The organism is Actinomadura citrea (assembly GCF_013409045.1).
Classification (GTDB): Bacteria; Actinomycetota; Actinomycetes; order Streptosporangiales; family Streptosporangiaceae; genus Spirillospora; species Spirillospora citrea.
In genome coordinates this window covers 883,932-900,898 of record NZ_JACCBT010000001.1, presented here as the reverse complement: position 1 = coordinate 900,898, position 16,967 = coordinate 883,932, and the positions used below count along the sequence as shown (strand labels likewise).

Annotated in this window: 15 protein-coding genes; 3 read left to right on the top strand and 12 right to left on the bottom strand. The window is 73.3% G+C overall.

Annotated features, from left to right (window positions below):
- Nucleotides 1-2: 2 nt before the first annotated feature.
- From BJ999_RS04465 to BJ999_RS04450, 4 genes are all read right to left on the bottom strand, one after another.
- Nucleotides 3-1,607, bottom strand: coding sequence for a glycosyltransferase family 2 protein (locus BJ999_RS04465; protein ID WP_179832096.1), 1,605 nt, complete (start codon nucleotides 1,605-1,607; stop codon nucleotides 3-5).
- Nucleotides 1,597-2,628: a Gfo/Idh/MocA family protein gene (locus tag BJ999_RS04460; protein ID WP_179832095.1), complete on the bottom strand. Its 1,032-nt coding sequence runs from the start codon at nucleotides 2,626-2,628 to the stop codon at nucleotides 1,597-1,599. The genes BJ999_RS04465 and BJ999_RS04460 overlap by 11 nt, the downstream gene beginning before the upstream one ends.
- Nucleotides 2,625-3,734, bottom strand: coding sequence for a DegT/DnrJ/EryC1/StrS family aminotransferase (locus BJ999_RS04455; protein ID WP_179832094.1), 1,110 nt, complete (start codon nucleotides 3,732-3,734; stop codon nucleotides 2,625-2,627). Before BJ999_RS04455 ends, BJ999_RS04460 begins: the two co-directional genes overlap by 4 nt.
- Before the next feature lie 154 nt (nucleotides 3,735-3,888).
- The gene (locus BJ999_RS04450; protein WP_179832093.1) at nucleotides 3,889-5,658 is read right to left on the bottom strand and encodes a MoxR family ATPase; all 1,770 of its coding nucleotides are present in this window, start codon (nucleotides 5,656-5,658) and stop codon (nucleotides 3,889-3,891) included.
- Nucleotides 5,659-5,803: 145 nt separating this feature from the next.
- Here BJ999_RS04450 and BJ999_RS04445 point away from each other — a divergent pair, with 145 nt between their 5' ends.
- Nucleotides 5,804-7,117, top strand: coding sequence for an SDR family NAD(P)-dependent oxidoreductase (locus BJ999_RS04445; RefSeq protein ID WP_229810236.1), 1,314 nt, complete (start codon nucleotides 5,804-5,806; stop codon nucleotides 7,115-7,117).
- 4 nt (nucleotides 7,118-7,121) lie between these two features.
- Here the strand turns inward: BJ999_RS04445 and BJ999_RS04440 are convergent, their stop codons facing one another.
- The 3 genes from BJ999_RS04440 to BJ999_RS04430 are packed head-to-tail and all read right to left on the bottom strand — an operon-like array spanning nucleotide 7,122 to nucleotide 10,783.
- Nucleotides 7,122-8,738, bottom strand: a complete 1,617-nt coding sequence (locus BJ999_RS04440) for a hypothetical protein (protein WP_179832091.1) — start codon at nucleotides 8,736-8,738, stop codon at nucleotides 7,122-7,124.
- A 22-nt stretch (nucleotides 8,739-8,760) separates the two neighbouring features.
- Nucleotides 8,761-10,122: a vWA domain-containing protein gene (locus BJ999_RS04435; protein ID WP_179832090.1), complete on the bottom strand. Its 1,362-nt coding sequence runs from the start codon at nucleotides 10,120-10,122 to the stop codon at nucleotides 8,761-8,763.
- A gap of 40 nt (nucleotides 10,123-10,162) precedes the next feature.
- Entirely contained in the window at nucleotides 10,163-10,783 is a 621-nt protein-coding gene (locus BJ999_RS04430) for a TetR/AcrR family transcriptional regulator (RefSeq protein ID WP_179832089.1), read from the bottom strand.
- Between the two features lie 72 nt (nucleotides 10,784-10,855).
- Here BJ999_RS04430 and BJ999_RS04425 point away from each other — a divergent pair, with 72 nt between their 5' ends.
- Nucleotides 10,856-11,413 carry a maleylpyruvate isomerase family mycothiol-dependent enzyme gene (locus tag BJ999_RS04425; RefSeq protein ID WP_179832088.1) on the top strand — a complete coding sequence of 186 codons (558 nt, stop codon included), beginning with the start codon at nucleotides 10,856-10,858 and terminating at the stop codon, nucleotides 11,411-11,413.
- Between the two features lie 5 nt (nucleotides 11,414-11,418).
- Here BJ999_RS04425 and BJ999_RS04420 read toward each other — a convergent pair whose 3' ends face one another.
- Complete coding sequence (locus BJ999_RS04420; protein ID WP_229810237.1) at nucleotides 11,419-11,961, bottom strand: TetR/AcrR family transcriptional regulator; 543 nt, start codon at nucleotides 11,959-11,961, stop codon at nucleotides 11,419-11,421.
- A 135-nt stretch (nucleotides 11,962-12,096) separates the two neighbouring features.
- On the opposite strand from BJ999_RS04420, the gene BJ999_RS04415 reads away from it, so the two are divergent.
- Entirely contained in the window at nucleotides 12,097-12,678 is a 582-nt protein-coding gene (locus BJ999_RS04415) for a DUF2867 domain-containing protein (protein ID WP_179838317.1), read from the top strand.
- Between the two features lie 128 nt (nucleotides 12,679-12,806).
- On the opposite strand, the gene BJ999_RS04410 is transcribed toward BJ999_RS04415, so the two are convergent.
- The 4 genes from BJ999_RS04410 to BJ999_RS04395 all read right to left on the bottom strand — a co-directional run bounded on the left by BJ999_RS04410 (nucleotide 12,807) and on the right by BJ999_RS04395 (nucleotide 16,960).
- Nucleotides 12,807-14,417, bottom strand: a complete 1,611-nt coding sequence (locus BJ999_RS04410; RefSeq protein WP_179832086.1) for a solute symporter family protein — start codon at nucleotides 14,415-14,417, stop codon at nucleotides 12,807-12,809.
- Nucleotides 14,414-14,773, bottom strand: coding sequence for a DUF485 domain-containing protein (locus BJ999_RS04405; RefSeq protein ID WP_179832085.1), 360 nt, complete (start codon nucleotides 14,771-14,773; stop codon nucleotides 14,414-14,416). The genes BJ999_RS04410 and BJ999_RS04405 overlap by 4 nt, the downstream gene beginning before the upstream one ends.
- Before the next feature lie 151 nt (nucleotides 14,774-14,924).
- The gene (locus BJ999_RS04400; RefSeq protein WP_179832084.1) at nucleotides 14,925-16,655 is read right to left on the bottom strand and encodes a sodium/solute symporter; all 1,731 of its coding nucleotides are present in this window, start codon (nucleotides 16,653-16,655) and stop codon (nucleotides 14,925-14,927) included.
- Nucleotides 16,652-16,960, bottom strand: coding sequence for a DUF485 domain-containing protein (locus BJ999_RS04395; RefSeq protein ID WP_229810239.1), 309 nt, complete (start codon nucleotides 16,958-16,960; stop codon nucleotides 16,652-16,654). Before BJ999_RS04395 ends, BJ999_RS04400 begins: the two co-directional genes overlap by 4 nt.
- Nucleotides 16,961-16,967: the final 7 nt, after the last annotated feature.

The window sequence follows — 16,967 nt, the reverse complement described above, 5'->3', positions numbered from 1 at the left end:
TGCTACCTACCTCCAAGGGACGTCACGCGCCGGACCCGCTGGGCGACGGCCTGGGCCGGACGTACCGGACGTGTCTCGATCATCGTGCCGTGCCGGTCGTCGCCGGCCACCGCCAGCCGGTAGGGCCTGGCCCGGTGCCAGAAGAGCTCGCCGCGCGGGCCGGGCACCACGGACGCCCCCACCGGCACGGTGATGTCGTGCGTCTCCCCGGCCGCCCGGACGATGAGCCGCAGCGCGTGCCGGTGCTCGCCGGACGCCGCCGTGAGCGCCGCCGGGATCCGGGCGGTGACGTGCAGGCCGTCCTCGCGCGCCTCACGGGTCGTGTGCTCGTCGAGGTCGAGGGTCTCGCCGCCGCCGCGGGGGGCGAGCGCGAGCCGGACGGTCGCGGGGTCGCCGGCCTCGGGACCGGTGAGCGGGGTCCGGACGGTGATCTCCACGGTGTCGCGGTCGGGCCGCACGGCGACCGTCCGGGCCTCCTGGGACAGCCGCTTGCGCATCCCCTTGGTGATCTCGAACAGGTCGTCCGCCAGCTCCGGGCGGGGGTCCTCGAAGCCCTGGTAGGCGAGGTAGGTACGGCCGTCCTTGAGCGCGATCAGGTAGGAGCGCTCGGCGACCCCGTCCCGGATCGCCTCGCACAGCAGGTCGACCTCGCCGAGCTGCGCCAGCCGGAGCCGGGCGCGGCGGACGATGGGCAGCGTGAAGAGGACCTCGTCGGTCACGTACCGCTCGACGAGCGTTCCGACGCGGGCGCAGACGTCCTCCTGCGTCGCGCGGTCGAGTTCGAGGAACCCCTCCCGCGTCGGCATCGTCAGCTCCCAGCGGGTGTGCCGCCTGAGGATCGCGTCCCGCTTCGGGCCGGGTTCGATCAGGTCGGCGACGACACCGAAGAGGCTCTCCGCGCATTCGAGCCGGGTGTGGACGTCGACGGCGCCCTGCGTGATGTTGCCGCCGTCGTCGCGCAGCACCGCGTAGTAGCAGGTGTAGTCGGCGAGGACGGAGATCCGCCGGGCGCGCACGCACGCCTCCAGGGTGAACGGCTGGTCGCTGCCGATCCGCATGTGCTCGTGGAACCGCAGCTTGTGCCGCTCCACCAGCTCGCGTCGGAACAGCTTGCAGTTCGACAGCACCCACGGCAGCACCGAGTCGTACAGGTCGATCTCGGGGCGGTTCTCGGCGAACAGCTCGGGACGCCGGACGGCCCGCCCGTTGACGCCCTCCATCTTCCCGACGAGGACGTCGGAGCCCCATTCGTCGGCCGCCGTGACCATGCGCTCCAGCGCCTCGGGGCCGAGGTGGTCGTCGGCGCCGACGAAGTAGACGTAGCGTCCGGTCGCGACGTCCAGCGCCCGGTTGCTGGGGGCCGCCGGGCCGCCGGAGTTCGCCTGGCGCAGGACGGTGATGACGTCGGGGTGCTCCGCGGCGAACCGGTCCAGCTCGGCGCCGCTGCCGTCGGTGGAGCCGTCGTCGACCGCGACGACCTCCATGCGGTCCGGGCCGATGCTCTGCCCGACCAGCGAGTTCAGGCAGTCGGTCAGGTACGGCATCGTGTTGTAGACCGCGACCACGACGGTGACGTCGGGGACTCCGGCATCTCGGTCAGACGCCATCCAGCACCTCCGCGAGCTGTAGCGTGACGGTCTCGCCGAGGCGGGCGGACTTCAGGACGGCGGCCGACACCTCGACCGTCCGCAGGCCCTGCCGCAGGGTGACGACGTCGCCCGGGGCCGACCCGCCGGGCCCGGCGAGGACCGCGTCGCGGAAGCGCTCGTGCTCGACCAGCAGCGGCTCGCGCTTGGGGATCGCGTACCGGATCATGTCGCCCTCGGAGACGCCGCGGAACGCGCGCAGCGCCTCCCACTCGGTGTTCATCTCGCCGTTGGCGTAGAAGGTGAGGTCGGCGGTGAGCGTGTCGGCGATGAAGCAGCCGCGCTCGCCGGTGACCACGGTGGTGCGCTCCTTGAGCGGGCTCAGCCAGTTCACCAGGTGGTTGACCATGGAGCCGTCGGTCAGGCGCCCGACGGCGGCGACCATGTCCTCGTGCGGCCGGCCGCTGCGCGCCACGGTGTGCGCGGAGATCGACACGTAGTCCTGGCCGGTGACCCACCCGGTCAGGTCGATGTCGTGGGTCGCGAGGTCCTTGACGACGCCGACGTCGGCGATCCGGTGCGGGAACGGGCCCTGGCGGCGCGTGACGACCTGGAACACCTCGCCCAGCTCGCCCGCCTCAAGGCGGGACCGCATGCTCTGCAGCGCCGGGTTGTAGCGCTCGATGTGGCCGACCCCGGCCACGAGCCCGCGCGACTCGAACGCCGTCACCAGCCGTTCGGCGGCCTCCACCGACTCGGCGAGCGGCTTCTCGATCAGCGCGCCCACGCCGCCCTCGGCGAGCGCGAGCCCGATCTCCTCGTGCAGCGCCGTCGGGCAGGCGACCACCGCGTAGTCGATGCGGGCGTCCAGCAGCTGCTGGAGGGACGGCACCAGCGGCACCCCGTGCGGGGCGCCCTCGGGCCGCCCGGCCGGGTCGACGATCCCGACGAGGTCGACGCCGTCCAGCCCGGACAGGACCCGGGCGTGGTTGCGCCCCATCACGCCGAGCCCGATCAGGCCCACCCGCAGCGGCGCGGTCACGACGCCGCCCCGGCGGCGTTGACCGCGTCGGCCACGCGCGCCAGCTCGTCGTCGGCGAGGGACGGGTGCACCGGCAGCGACAGCACCTCGGCCGCCGCGCGCTCGGTCTCGGGCAGGTCCCAGCGCGGGTCGGGGGCGCCGTCCTTCAGGAACGGCCTGAGCCGGTGGACGGGCGTCGGGTAGTAGACGGCGCTGCCGACCTTCCGCTCCTCAAGGCGCCCCTGGAAGGCGTCCCGGTCGCCGGTGACGCGGACGGTGTACTGGTGGTAGACGTGCCGCACGCCGGGCGCGACCGGCGGCACCGCGGCGCCGGTGATCTTGGCGTCCAGGAACCGGGCGTTGGCGATGCGGCGCTCGGTCCAGCCGGGCAGCCGCCCCAGCTGCACGCGGCCGATGGCCGCGGCGACGTCGGTGAGCCGCACGTTGGCGCCGACGATCTCGTTGGCGTAGCGCTGCTCCATGCCCTGGTTGCGCAGCAGCCGCAGCGTCCGGGCGGTCTCCGCGTCGGCGGTGGTGATCATGCCGCCTTCGAGGGCGTGCATGTTCTTGGTCGGGTAGAAGCTGAAGCAGCCGATCGTGCCGAGGGCGCCCACCGGGGTGCCGCCGTGGGAGGCGCCGTGCGCCTGGCAGGCGTCCTCGACGACGGCGAGGCCGTGCCGCTCCGCGATGGCGCCGACGCGGTCCATCGCCGCCGGGTGCCCGTACAGGTGCACCGGCATGATGGCGGCGGTGCGGGGGCCGACCGCCGCGGCGACGGCGTCCGGGTCGACGCAGAACGAGCCGGCCTCGATGTCGACGAAGACCGGCTCGGCGCCGACGAGGCGGACGACGTTGGCCGTGGCCGCGAACGTGAACGAGGGGACGATCACCTCGTCGCCGGGGCCGACGCCGAGGGCCATCAGGCTCAGGTGCAGGGCCGAGGTCCCGGAGTTGACCGCGACGCAGTGGCGGCCCGCCACCAGCGCGGAGAACTCCTCCTCGAACGCGGCGACCTCGGGGCCCTGCACGACCCGCCCGCTGCGGAGCACGCGGACGGCCGCCTCGATCTCCGCCTCCCCGATCACGGGACTCGCCGCGGGGACGGGCCTTTCCGATTCCACGGGCATGCACGGGCTCCTTAGGGCGAGACGACGAGCAAGGGCTTCCTCGCGGGGAACAGATCGCGACAAAGATGCGCACTCTCGGCGGAAGCCTCGTCTGACGGACGGATTCTAGCCAAGTCAGACCGTGGCGAGGACGTTTGCCGATCTATCTCCCCCCTCAGAGACCTCCCATGAAGACGCCGGTCCAAAACCGCTGCCGGTCCGGATCGGCTCCGAACAGGTACGTCGCCTTCAACTTGGGCGGCAGCATCGGCGCGAGCCGGGCGGCCGCCTCCGCGTGGTGGCGGAGTTGCGACAGCTCGGCGTTGGCGAAGACGCGGTGCACGATGTCCGTCGCGTCAGAGCCCTCGTCCCCGGCCGCGCGGAGCCGTTCCGCCCAGCCGTCCAGGTCCGCGGCCAGTTCGCGCAGGCCGGTCACCTGCCGGCGGGCCAGCCGCGCCTCAAGGGCGGTGAGCGGGACGGGCGCGTAGTCGCCGTCGCCCAGGTACATCTTGCCGATGTCCATGGGCAGGCCGGTGCCGTGCAGTCGGATGAGGCGCTCCAGGGTGCGCTTGGTCATCCATTGCCGTCCCTCGTCGTCGATGTCGTTCTTCCACCACTCGAGGACGGTCTCGGCCACTCCACCGTAACGGGAAATGAGCCATTCGTTCGCCGGAATGTCATCTGGCTCGATTTCCAGCGAGACGGTGAAGCGGGACGCCTGCGCGATGGTGTTGCGTGACACGAGCAGCTTGCGGCCCAGGTAGTACGGAGGATTCTGCAAGGCGATCTGGGCACGGAGACCCTTGATGCGCCGTCCGGCCAGAGTCCACTCTTGCGTGACCTCCATGAGGCGGGCGAACGTGGCCTTGTCCTTGGGCCGGTTGTACTCGTCCCAGACGATGGCCTTGTCACCGGGCTCCAGGAACGGACCCGACAAAAGGTTGTCGAGGGTTCCGTCCAGGGTCGGGACGGGCGCGCACAGGTCCTCCACGTTGGTGACGGGCAGCGAGAAGTAGAGCGGGTCCGCGCCGAGTTCGTCCCGGACGACCTCCTTCACCACCTCCGTCTTGCCGCAGCCGGGCGGTCCCTGGACGAGCACGGCCCAGCGCCGCTCGATCGCCGCGCGGACGACCCGGCGGACGGCGTCCGGCACGTGCGCCGGGTCGGGGACGTCGGCCCCGGCCCGCCGCAGCTCGGCGGCGATGCGGCCGAGGATCTCGGGGGCCTGGTCGGCTCCCCGCCTCCTGCCCGAGGTGACGAGCGGCAGGCGGCGTCCGTCCACGAGGGGGAGGCCCCAGGCGAGCGGGAACCCGGCGAGCGCGCAGTCGATGACGTGCTCCAGCGTGCGCGGCGACAGCAGCCTGCGGAGCTCGGCGGGCAGCGACGCCCACACCCGGAACACGCCGGTGAGGTCGACGCCGCGGAACCTGCGCGACAGCGCGGCCCGCCACGCGGTGTCGGCGGCGGTGACCCGCAGCGTCGCCATCCGGTCCAGGACGGCCGGATCCGTGCGGAGGGCGGCGGTCTCGGCGAGCGTCTCGTTGTCGGTCAGGAACACCCCGACGCAGCCGAGCGCGCGCAGGTCGTGCTCGCCGAGCGTCCAGTTGCAGGCGATCTGCATGAGCTGCGACTGGATCGTCGCGCCCGCCTGGAGCGAGTCGTCGATGAGCAGCACGAACGGCCTGCCCGGCTTGAGCTGCCGCATGACGAGCTGCCGCAGCACCAGCTCCCCGTCCTGCCGGACGGGCGCGTTGACCAGCAGGTCGTCCGGGGTGAGGTTCGCGGCCGGGACGTAGACGAGCGCGGTGTCCTCGCGGCGCCGGACGTGGTGGAAGAACGTGGAGGTCTTGCCGATGCCGTGCTCGCCGAAGACCTGCCCGGTGATCCCCAGCTCGATCATCGTGTCGATGAAGCGGGCCAGCCGCGGCCCGTCCGGCATGCTCATGCGACCAAGTACAGCGGTCCGGGGATGCCCGGATCACCCGAATAACATCGAGACCCGCCGTCCGCCTGGAGCCGAGGAACGTCCGGAGGGCGAGAGCGAGAGCCTCGATGCACGACGAGGAGTTCGCGGGTCTTAAATGGTGCGCATGCGCGACGACGATGTGCGGACCTGCCTGCGCGTCCTGGCGGAGCTGGCGGACGCGCCGGACGGCGACCCCGACGTGGCGCGGGTGCGGGCGGCGGCCGGAGCCTTCGTGCGGCGGACCCGCGAGCGCGAGCGGGCGGCGGCCCGGCTGCGGCGCGCGGCGGCCGACGCCCGGATGCTGGCCGCGACCGCCACCGGGGCGGCGGGACGCGTCGAGGGCGCGCCCGCCGAGCCGCCGCGCGAGGCCGTCCCGTCCGGGACGGTGACGGGCGGGCTGCGCGCCTGCTACGTCTGCAAGGCGCACTTCCGGGAGGCGGACGCGTTCTACCACCGCCTCTGCCCGCCGTGCGCGCGAGAGCACCGGCGGCACCGGCACGCGCGGGCCGACCTCGCGGGACGCCGCGCGGTCGTCACGGGCGGGCGGATCAAGGCCGGGTTCGAGCTCGTGCTCAAGCTGCTGCGGGACGGCGCCGCCGTGACCGCCCTGACCCGGTTCCCCGCCGACGCGCGCCGCCGCTTCGCCGAGGTCGCCGACCGGGCCGACTGGCACGACCGCCTCACGGTCGTCGGCATGGACCTGCGGGACGTCCCGTCCCTCGTCCGGTGGTGCGACGGGCTCGTCGAGGCGGGCGAGCCGCTCGACATCCTGGTGAACCTGGCGGCGCAGACGCTGCGGCATCCGCCGGAGTCGTACGCGGAGCTGCTGGCCGGCGAGGGGCCGCCGGGCGGGGAACTGCCGGCGGGCGAGGGCCTCGCGGCGCCCGGCCCGCTGCCCGTACCGCTCTGGGCCGGCGCCGTCGACGTCGCGGGCCTGCTTCCCGACCCGTCCCCGGTCAACTCCTGGACCCGGCTGGTGCACGAGGTCGATCCCGTCGAGCTGCTGGAGGTGCAGCTCATCAACGTGACGGCGCCGTTCGTCCTGCTGGGACGGCTGCGCCCCCTCCTGGAGCTCTCGCGGCATCCGCGGCGGTACGTGGTGAACGTCTCGGCCGTCGAGGGGCAGTTCGACCGCGTGTACAAGGGCGCCGAGCATCCGCACACCAACATGGCGAAGGCGGCGCTGAACATGCTGACGCGCACGGCCGCGTCCGAGCTGGCCGAACACGGCGTGCACGTCACCAGCGTCGACCCGGGCTGGTTCACCGACCAGCAACCGGAGCCCGCGCGGGCGCGCCGGACCGCCGCCGGGTTCCGCCCGCCCCTGGACGTCGTCGACGCCGCCGCCCGGATCTACCACCCGATCGTGAGCGGCGAGCGCGACGGCGACCCGCCGAGCGGCTGCCTGCTGAAGGACTACCAGGTCGTCAACTGGTGACCGCTCAGGCGGAGACGGCTCCGGCGGTCGCGAGCAGCTCGGGCAGCGTGCCGACGAACCCGTCCTCCAGCAGCTTCAGCGCCACCATCCACGCTTCGGGCCGCCCGCCGAGATGCCGGTCGACGTGCTCGGCGAGGCGGCGCAGCACCCGCGGGTCGGGCATGCCCTCGACCTCGCCGAGGAGCGGGTCGACGTCCACCGCGGCGAGCACGGCGTCGACGTGCGCCGCCGCGAGCACGGCGTCGGCGGTGACCTCCCGGTCTTCCGCGAACAACCGTCCCGCTCTCTCGCCGTAGGCGAGCACGGGGTCCCAGTGGTGGCGCACGCCGGGTTCGCGGAGGCGGCGCGTGCGCCCGTGGCCGGTCTCGTCGACGAACCGCGGCGTGAGGACGACGTCCTCGTCCAGCCCGAGCCGCGCCCTGACCTGCGCCGTGCCGCGCAGGCCCGGGATCCACAGCGTCTCGGCGACCACCCGCAGCGTCCGCTCCGGAACGGTCGCGGTGACGAACTCGGCGGTCAGCGTCCCGGCGGCGAAGCCGTTCCCGGCGACCTTGACGATCACGTCCGGGCCCGCCCCCGCCCCGGCGAGGTCGGCGAGCACCTCGGGCGCGGGGTCGGGCAGGAGGACGGCCACGTCCGGGTGGTCGGCGACGACGATCCGGACCAGGTCGAGCGGGGCGTCGGTGCGCCTCGCCACGAACCGGGCCGCGCGCAGGGGGAACGGCCCCTCCGCCGCCCGGCGCCGCGGCTCGTCCGCCAGCACCGCGTCCCAGCCCACGCGCGGGACGCAGGGATGGCGGCGGTTCACGACCGTCCGGACGAGCGGCGTCCCGCGCCACGGCTCGCAGCCGTCCACGTCGGCGATCTCGGCGACCGAGCGGAGGAACTCGGGACGGCGCACCCGCTCCGACAGCTCCCGCAGCCGCCGCTCCCCCTCCGCGCTCGCCAGCGCCGCCTGCGCGTACGCCAGCACGCTGGGCTCGGAGTCCTCCGGTCCCCAGCGGAACGCGGGCAGCCGCCCCTCCTCGACGAGCTGCCGGATCTCGTGCCGCCGGTCCGCTTCCAGGAGCGTCCGGCAGGCCAGGACGGCGCCGTGCGGATCGGCGCCCGCGCCCAGGTAGAGCAGCGCGTCCGCGGCCAGCTCCGGGTCGGCCGCGTACAGCAGCGCGTGGTCGAGGGGCTCCTGCCCGCGCGTGGACAGCAGGGTCTCCCGCACCTCGGCGGGCAGCGGCAGCGGCGTCACGCCGTCCCGCCGGGAGGTCTGGTGGGCGAGCTGGCGGCGCAGGTTCCGCGGGATGCGCCCGAGCGCGCTCTCGGCGGTCAGCAGGGTCGCGTTGACCTCGGGGTCGTCCAGGTCGAGCAGCCGCCCCAGCAGCTCCGGCGGGTCGCCCGCGAGCACCGCGTGCTGGACGAGCAAGTCGAGGTCACCGGGCCGGCCGCGCCGCAGCAGCGCCTCGAGGACGACCCGGTTCGGCCTCCCGAAGCTGCGCACCGCGTACTCGACGCGGCGTTTCGGGAGATGGCCGAGCAGCGCGTCCATCTCGCCGGGCGTCGCGAACCGGAGCAGCCCGGCCGTGCAGCGGGCGATGTCGAAGGCACGGGTCGTGGGGTGGGGGGCCATGGGCCGTCACCGTAGCGAAAGATCACTCCGGCCGGACCCGGTGGCAGGCCATTCCCCGCCGCTCCGGCCACTCGTCGCCCCCAGAGGTAATGAGCCAGATCCACTTCCCCGGGTCGGCCGGGACGATCGGGTCGGCGTACCCGTCGGTCACCACGATGACGGCGTCGGCGGGCTCGTCCCGTCCCTCCACGTGCCGCCGGACGGCCTCGAAGTCCGTCCCGCCCCCGCCGCGGAGCGGTTCCCCGGGCCGGAACGGCTTCACCGAAGCGTCGAAGGCGACCCACTCGGCCTCGGTCCCGTCGATCCGGCCGACCAGCTCGCCCAGCCACTCCACGAGGCCGTCCGGCATCGACCCGGACGTGTCCAGCGCGATGACCAGCGACTTCACCCGCTGCGGTCCGCGCCGCGCCAGCATCGGCTCGTGCCCGAGCGCCGCCAGCACGGCCCCGCGCTTCTTCGGGTAGACGAGCCGTTCCCCCTCCTCCAGCTTCGAGGCGAGCACGTCCACGAGCCACCGCTGCCACCAGTCCACCCGCCGCGTGGCCGACGTGACGCCCCGGAGCGCGTGCGCCCCGAGGTCACCCCAGATCTTGTCGACGCCCTCCGAGGCCCCCTCGGTCCGCCGCAGCAGGTCGAGCAGCTCGTCGCGCGCCACCCGGTCGCCCCGCCGCGCCGCGATGAGCACGCTCCGCAGCACGTCGTCCCCGACCCGTCCGACCGTCTCCTGGTCGAGCGCGTCGACGAGCACGTGGATGCATGCGGCCTGCCCGACGCCCGGCGGATTCCGCATCCGTCCGAGCTCCCGGTAGACGCTCATGTCGGTCTCGACCCACTCCTCGAACGGAAGCGGCTCGACGCGCTGCTCCCGCAGGTCCTCCGCATAGGACGCGTGCACGCCGCGCGGCGAGATCCCCACGGGCGCGCCGCCGATCTCGGGCAGCCCGGCTCCGAGCCGCACCATCGCGACATGGTTGATCGTGACCTCGCACGCCAGCGTGAACACCGGGTCGCTCCGCAGGTCGGCGTCCGCGAAGAGGTGCCGCTGGATGAGGTGCCGGGCCTCGTGGAACAGGACGAACCGCACCCCTTCGCCCCCGATCCCCACGAAGAACTCGGGGTTGTAGAGGAGCAGGCAGGACCCGTCCCCGGAGGCGACCACGGCCGCCGTGTCCACCGCCGTGGTGGGCAACTGGTGGTGGCACTTGCTGAACAGCCACGACGCGACGGCGCTGTGCGTCATCCCCAGTTCGAGCAGCGCCCGCTCCTTCAACCGCCGCGCCGCCTCCACGACCTGCTCGTCGGCGGGCCGCCACCGCTCCAGCGCCCGCCGATCGGCCAGCTCGACGACCGGCGCCCGCGGCCGCCCGACCTCTCCGTACCCCACCCCCCAACCTTCCCGGCAACCCGCGCCCCGTTCCACAGATTTACGGAGACCCGAGGGTTCGGGCGGGCAACCCGGCGGCGTGGCGCATGGCGGTTCGTGCGCGGGCCGCGGCCGAGGGGTCGCCCAGGAGCTGGATCTCCTGGTTGGCCGCCATCGACAGGCCCATCAGCGTCGTGGCGACCTCGTCCGCGGGACGGTGCGAGCCCGGCAGCGCGGCCTGGGCGGCGGCGACCTCGCCCGCCAGTGCCCGGCGGTTGGACGCGACGAGCTCCCGCAGCCGGTCGCGCAGCGGCCCCGGCCGCCCGTCGAGCTCGGACGTGGCGGCCGTGATGAAGCAGCCCCCGGGGAACGGGCAGTCGGCCAGGTAGTCGACCCACCCGTCGATGAGCCGTTCCAGGCGTTCCGGCCCGACCGGCAGGCCCTCCAGGGGTCCGGTCACCGCCGCGCGGAAGACCTCGCAGGCCTGGTCGAGCGCGGCCATGAGCAGCCGCTCGCGCGACCCGAACGGACCGACCAGGCCCGCCTTGCTCATGCCGAGCCGCTGCGCCAGCGAGCCGACCGTCAGACCCTCCAGGCCCAGCCGGGAGGCGTCCTGCACGGCGGCGCTCACGATCCGCTCGCGCGTCCGGGCCGCTTCGGCCGCCGAGTGACGAGGTGACATGCCCACAAGGATAGCGAACGAGCGTACGCTATGGTTTTGGCGAACGCCCGTTCGCCAAAGATGGGATGCGACATGACCGACCTGCTCAGCCTCGACGCCACGGCACTGGCCCTCATCGGACACGACGTGGCGGTGATCCCCGACACCGCGATGGCGGACCCGACCCCCTGCGAAGGCTGGACGGTCGCGGACCTGCTCCACCACATGAACGAGCGCCACGAGGCCATCGCACGGACGGTCCTGCCGCCCCTCGAACCGGGCGGCGACCCGCGCGACGGCTTCGCCCTGATCGCCGCCCGCTGCCTCGCCGTGCTCGAACGGGCGGGCGAGACCGTGACCATGCCCCGGCTGGGCCCGCTGTCGACCGAGTGGGTCCTCGGCATCCACGTGGTCGACATGCTGGTCCACCGCTGGGACCTGGCGCGCGCGCTCCGCACCACGCTCACCGTCCCGTCCCGGATCACCGAGGCCGCGCTGCCTCTCGCCCGCGCCAACACCGCGCCCGGCAGCCCTCTCAACGGGCCCGGCGGCGCCTACCGCCCGCCCCTCGCCGAGGACCCGTCCCGTCCCGCGATCGACAACATCGCCGCCCTCCTGGGCCGCGACCCGCACTGGGCCCCGCCGGCCTGACCGGATCAGCCGTCGCCGAGGAGGAGCCGGCCGGCGCGTTCGGTGACCTCGCTCCGGGTGCGGGCGCCGTGGTCGGCGGCGAGGAAGTGGCTGCCGACCAGGAGGCAGAAGGCGAGCATGCTGCGGGCCTCGACCTCGTCGGGGTCCGAGCAGAAGGTGCCGAACAGCTCGCGCAGGTAGTCCATGCGCTGGTTGTCCACGCGGCGGACGCGGTCGGCGACGGCCGGGTCGCGGCGGGCCCAGTCGCGCATCGCGAGGTCGATGTGCAGGTGGTCGCCCGCCCGGGTGAGCATGCCCGCCCGCCGGATCTTCGCGCGGGCGTCGCCGCCCTCGCGTTCGACCCGGTCGCGCATGTCGTTGACGGACTGCCGCTCCCAGTGGTCGAGCATGGCGCCCAGCAGGGCCTTGCGGTCGGGGAAGTGGCCGTAGAAGCCGCCCTTGGTGACGCCGAGCGCCTGGGCGAGGGCCTCGACCCGGACCGCGTCGGGCCCGCCGGCGGCGAGGGCCTTCAGGCCCTGCTCGATCCAGCTGCTGCGTGGCGTGCGCATGACGGCGGGCATGGTCCATTATCACCTCCCCTCCGGACGGCACCTCCCCCTTCGAAGGCGATTCATACGGTGCCGTATATTTGAGCGCGAGGCGGCCGCGACGGAGCGTCCGCCGAACGAGGAGGTGGCTTGGCGATGAAGCTCCCCGCGAGCGCGCACACCGACCGTCCCTGGCGGATCCACGAGATCGCGCCCGACTTCCGGCTCGAGGACGTGTGGGCCCTGCCCGCCACCGGCGGCCCGGACGACTTCCCGAAGCTGGTGGAGCAGATGACCTCCGGCGAGGCGAAGCTGCCCGGCATCGCCGGCATGCTCATGGAGCTCCGTTGGAAGCTCGGAGAACTGTTCGGCCTGGACAAGCAGGACGCCGGGCTCGACGCGCGGGTGCGGACGCTGAGCGACCGGCTGCCGGACGATCTGCGCGAGCACTCGGGGCCCGCCCCCGGCTCACTGCCGTTCCGGTCGCTGTACCTGACCGGCGACGAGTGGGCGGCGGAGATGGCCAACCGGACGGTGCACGGCGTCATGCACATCGGCTGGGTCCCGGACGGCTCCGGCGGCCACCGCGCCCAGATGGCCGTACTGGTGAAGCCGAACGGCCTGTTCGGCAGGGCCTACATGGCCGCGATCCTGCCGTTCCGCCACGTGCTCGTCTACCCGTCGCTGATGCGCACGATCGGTCGCGAGTGGCGGGCCGGCCAGGCGAAGCCGGCCTGACCGGCGTCGAGCCCGCCTGACCCCGGGCATGGAGGCGGCCCCGTCCCTGCGGGGGCAGAAAGGGACGGGACCGCCGTGCCGCGCGGGACCGGGCGACGCCCGCCCGCGCGGCGGCTCTCAGTGCTCGTTCAGTGCTCGGCCGCCTGCTCGGCGCCCGCGCCCGTGAGGGAGCGGACCTCGATCTCGGCGTACTTCTCGGCGTTGAACTCCTTGCTGAGCATGGTCCCGATCCAGCCGCACAGGAAGCCGAACGGGATGGAGATGATCCCGGGGTTCTCCAGCGGGAACCAGCTGAAGTCGGAGTCGGTGAACAGGGCCTTCTCCGAGCCCGACACCACCGGCGAGAACGCCACCAGGAAGATGGCCGAGCCGAGGCCGCCGTAGATGGCGGAGACGGCGCCGGTGGTGTTGAACCGCTTCCAGAACAGGCTGTACAGGATCGCGGGCAGGTTCCCCGACGCCGCGACCGCGAAGGCGAGGGCGACGAGGAACGCCACGTTGAGGCGCTGGGCGTAGATGCCGAGGACGATCGCCACGGCGCCGATCACGAACGCGGAGATGCGGGCCACGCGCACCTCGTCCCGCTCCGAGGCCTTGCCCCTGCGGAACACGTGGGCGTACAGGTCGTGGGAGAAGGACGAGGACGAGGCGAGGGTGAGGCCCGCCACGACCGCGAGGATCGTCGCGAACGCGACCGCCGCGATGACCGCGAGCAGGATCGTCCCGCCCGCGTCCCCGAAGACGATCTCGCCGATCCGCTGGGCGAGCTGCGGGGCGGCGGTGTTGCCGGCCGGGTTGGCCTTGGCGATCTCCTTGGACCCGACGAGCGCGGCGGCGCCGAAGCCGAGGACCAGGGTGAGCAGGTAGAACACGCCGATGATGCCGATGCCCCACAGCACCGACTTGCGGGCGTCGCGGGCGGTCGGGACGGTGTAGAAGCGGATCAGGATGTGCGGCAGCCCGGCGGTGCCGAGGACGAGCGCCAGGCCGAGGCTGACCAGGTCGAGCTTGCCGCTCAGGCCCTGCTCCGCGGTGGCGTAGCGCAGCCCCGGCTCCAGGAACTCGCCGCCCTTGCCGCTCTGGTCGGCGGCGTCGTTCAGCAGGCTGGACAGGTTGAACCCGAACTTGCCCAGCACCAGCAGCGTGATGAGGGTGGCGCCGGTCATCAGCAGGACGGCCTTGACGATCTGGACCCAGGTGGTGCCCTTCATCCCGCCGAACACCACGTACACGATCATCAGCACGCCGACCAGCGCGATCGTCGCGCCCTTGGCGAAGTCGCCGGTGAAGCCGAACAGCAGCGACACCAGGGCGCCGGCGCCGACCATCTGCGCCAGCAGGTAGAAGATCGACACGATGATGGTGGAGACGCCGGCGGCGGTGCGGACCGGGCGGGGGCTCATCCGGAACGCCAGCACGTCCGCCATCGTGAAGCGGCCGGAGTTGCGCAGCAGCTCGGCGACGAGCAGCAGCGCCACGAGCCACGCGACGAGGAACCCGATCGAGTACAGGAACCCGTCGTAGCCGTACAGGGCGATCAGGCCGGCGATGCCGAGGAACGAGGCGGCGGACATGTAGTCGCCGCCGATCGCGATGCCGTTCTGCGCGCCGGAGAACGACCGCCCGCCGGCGTAGAAGTCGGTGGCGTTGCGGGTGTTGCGGCTCGCCCACACGGTGATCGCCAGGGTGGCCGCGACGAAGACCAGGAACAGGATGATCGACAGGGTCTCGTTGCTCATGGGGCGTCCTTCGCGGCCGGGGCCGACTCCGCCTCGATGCGGGCGCGGATCTCGTCGGAGACCGGGTCGAGGCGGCGCTCGGCGTGCCGCGCGTACAGGTAGGCGATGAGGAAGGTGGAGACGAACTGCAGCAGCCCGAACACCAGGGCGACGTTGACGGCCCCGAACAGCTCGGTGCCCATGAAGTCCCGCGCCCACCCGGACAGGACGACGTACAGCAGGTACCAGGCGAGGAACGCCGCGGTCATCGGGAACACGAAGCGACGGAATCTGCGCCGGAGTTCCTGGAACTCCGTGGTGCCCTGGAACCGTTCATAGACGGTGCCGGTGGCGCTCTTGTCGACGGACACGCCCACCCCTCCTCGGTTGTGACGCCGGTCACGCGCAACCGTAAAGATCCTGCTGGGAGCGGACGAGGGGTCGGCGGCAAGGCTGCGACCAGCCGCCGTTCGCGGTCGACCAAAGGTCGCCCCCGTCGCCGAACGGTCGTTCTCGCACGACGAACGGTCACACCCGCTTGGGCCGCCACGTGCCCCGGTCGACGTCGAGCGACTCCGGGGTGTGCAGGCGCACCATCATCCGCGCGACGCCGCGCGGGATCCGTCCCGGCGTGCACAGCGACACGAGGATCATGACGGTGAACGCGATCGGGACCGTCCAGGCCGCGGGCTGGGCGAGCAGCGCGCCGAGCAGCCCCGGCGGCGGCCCGGCGGCGATCGTCACCACGACCGCGGTCCCGGCGAGCGCGCCGCCGAGGACGAGCCCGGCGAGCGCGCCCGGCACGGTGAGCCGCCGCCACCAGACGCCGAGGACGAGCAGCGGGCAGAACGTGGACGCCGCGACGGCGAACGCCAGCCCGACGACGTCCGCGACGGCGAGGGACCGGGCCGCGATCGCCAGGCCCAGCGGGACGGCGAGGGCGAGCAGCGTCCCGACGCGGAACGAGCGGACGCCGCCCCGCAGGATGTCCTGCGCCAGCACCCCCGCGACCGACACGGTGATGCCGGACGACGTCGACAGGAACGCCGCCACGGCCCCGCCCGTCACCAGCGCGCCCAGCAGATCGCCGCCGAGCCCGCCGATGAGCCGTCCGGGCAGGGTGAGGACGACGGCGTCGGCCCGTCCGGTCATCAGCAGCTCGGGGGTGTAGAGGCGTCCGAGCACCCCGTACAGGGCGGGCAGCAGGTAGAACGCGCCGAGGAGCGTCAGCACCACGACGGTCGTCCGGCGGGCGGTGCGACCGTCCGGGTTGGTGTAGAAGCGGACGAGGACGTGCGGGAGCCCCATCGTCCCGAGGAACGTGGCGAGGATGAGCGAGTAGGTGGCGTAGAGGGAGTGGTCGCGCCCGTCCAGCGGCAGCGCCCACTCCCGTCCGGTGGTGGCGGGGCGCCCGCTGACGTGCGGGACGTCGGCGCCCGCCGGGAAGGTCACGGACGTGTCCTTGTCGAAGCGGTGCCGCCCGGGCCCCAACGCGAGAGGGGAACCGGAGTGGGCGCGCCCGTCCACCCGGCCGTCCGCGGTCACCTGGACGGGCGTCGTGACCTCCACGGTGACCGCCATGCCGACCGAGACGGTCGTGCGGTCGCCGAACCGCGGAGGGACGTCCGACGAGAGGCCGGGCGCGCCGTCGTACCGCCACGCCATGAGCAGGAACACCAGCGGCACGGCCAGCGCCGTCAGCTTCAGCCAGTACTGGAACGCCTGCACCATCGTGACGCTGCGCATGCCGCCGGCCAGCACGTTCGCCGCCACGACGACCGCGACGAGGACGCCGCCCGTCCACACCGGCGCGCCCGTGACCGTGCGCAGCACCAGCCCGGCGCTCTGGAACTGGGGCAGGAGGTACAGCCAGCTGATCAGCACCACGAACACGCTCGCGACGCGGCGCACCGCCATGGACTCGAGCCGCGCCTCGGCGAAGTCCGGCAGCGTGTAGGCGCCGGAGCGGCGCAGCGGCGCCGACACCAGGACGAGCAGGACGAGGTACCCGCCCGTCCAGCCGACGGGCAGCCACAGCATGTCGGCGCCGTAGGCGAGGATCAGCCCGGCGATGCCGAGGAACGAGGCGGCCGACAGGTACTCCCCGCCGATCGCGGACGCGTTGCGCAGCGGCGTCACCGTCCGGGACGCGACGTAGAAGTCGGACGTGGTGCGGGAGATCCGTACCCCGAGCACGCCGACGAGCATGGTCGCGACGACGACCAGCAGCACGCCCGCGAGCCCGTACGCGGCGCTCACAGCCGGTCGGCCCGGTCGACGAGGTCGGCGAAGTCGTCCTCGTTGCGCTCGGCCTGCCGGACGTACCACCAGCCGCAGGCGACGAACCACGGGTAGATCAGCCCGCCGAGCAGCACCCACGGCAGCGGCAGCCCGAGCACCTCCTGCTCGCGCACCGCGGGGACGAGCGCGAACAGCAGCGGCAGGCCGAGCACCACCACGGCGAGGACCAGGCACAACCGGGCCGCGAGCCGCCACTGGGCGCGCACCAGCGACCGCATGTACGCCTCGCCGAGCCCGGTCTGCTCGTCGATCTCCCGCGTCACCGGGTAC

What these genes read in the sequence shown, in the direction of transcription:
- BJ999_RS04465 (WP_179832096.1), bottom strand. Translation starts at nt 1,607, where the DNA reads ATGGCGTCTGACCGAGATGCCGGAGTCCCCGACGTCACCGTCGTGGTC.
- BJ999_RS04455 (WP_179832094.1), bottom strand. Translation starts at nt 3,734, where the DNA reads ATGCCCGTGGAATCGGAAAGGCCCGTCCCCGCGGCGAGTCCCGTGATC.
- BJ999_RS04450 (WP_179832093.1), bottom strand. Translation starts at nt 5,658, where the DNA reads ATGAGCATGCCGGACGGGCCGCGGCTGGCCCGCTTCATCGACACGATG.
- BJ999_RS04445 (WP_229810236.1), top strand. Translation starts at nt 5,804, where the DNA reads ATGCGCGACGACGATGTGCGGACCTGCCTGCGCGTCCTGGCGGAGCTG.
- BJ999_RS04440 (WP_179832091.1), bottom strand. Translation starts at nt 8,738, where the DNA reads ATGGCCCCCCACCCCACGACCCGTGCCTTCGACATCGCCCGCTGCACG.
- BJ999_RS04430 (WP_179832089.1), bottom strand. Translation starts at nt 10,783, where the DNA reads ATGTCACCTCGTCACTCGGCGGCCGAAGCGGCCCGGACGCGCGAGCGG.
- BJ999_RS04425 (WP_179832088.1), top strand. Translation starts at nt 10,856, where the DNA reads ATGACCGACCTGCTCAGCCTCGACGCCACGGCACTGGCCCTCATCGGA.
- BJ999_RS04420 (WP_229810237.1), bottom strand. Translation starts at nt 11,961, where the DNA reads ATGCGCACGCCACGCAGCAGCTGGATCGAGCAGGGCCTGAAGGCCCTC.
- BJ999_RS04415 (WP_179838317.1), top strand. Translation starts at nt 12,097, where the DNA reads ATGAAGCTCCCCGCGAGCGCGCACACCGACCGTCCCTGGCGGATCCAC.
- BJ999_RS04410 (WP_179832086.1), bottom strand. Translation starts at nt 14,417, where the DNA reads ATGAGCAACGAGACCCTGTCGATCATCCTGTTCCTGGTCTTCGTCGCG.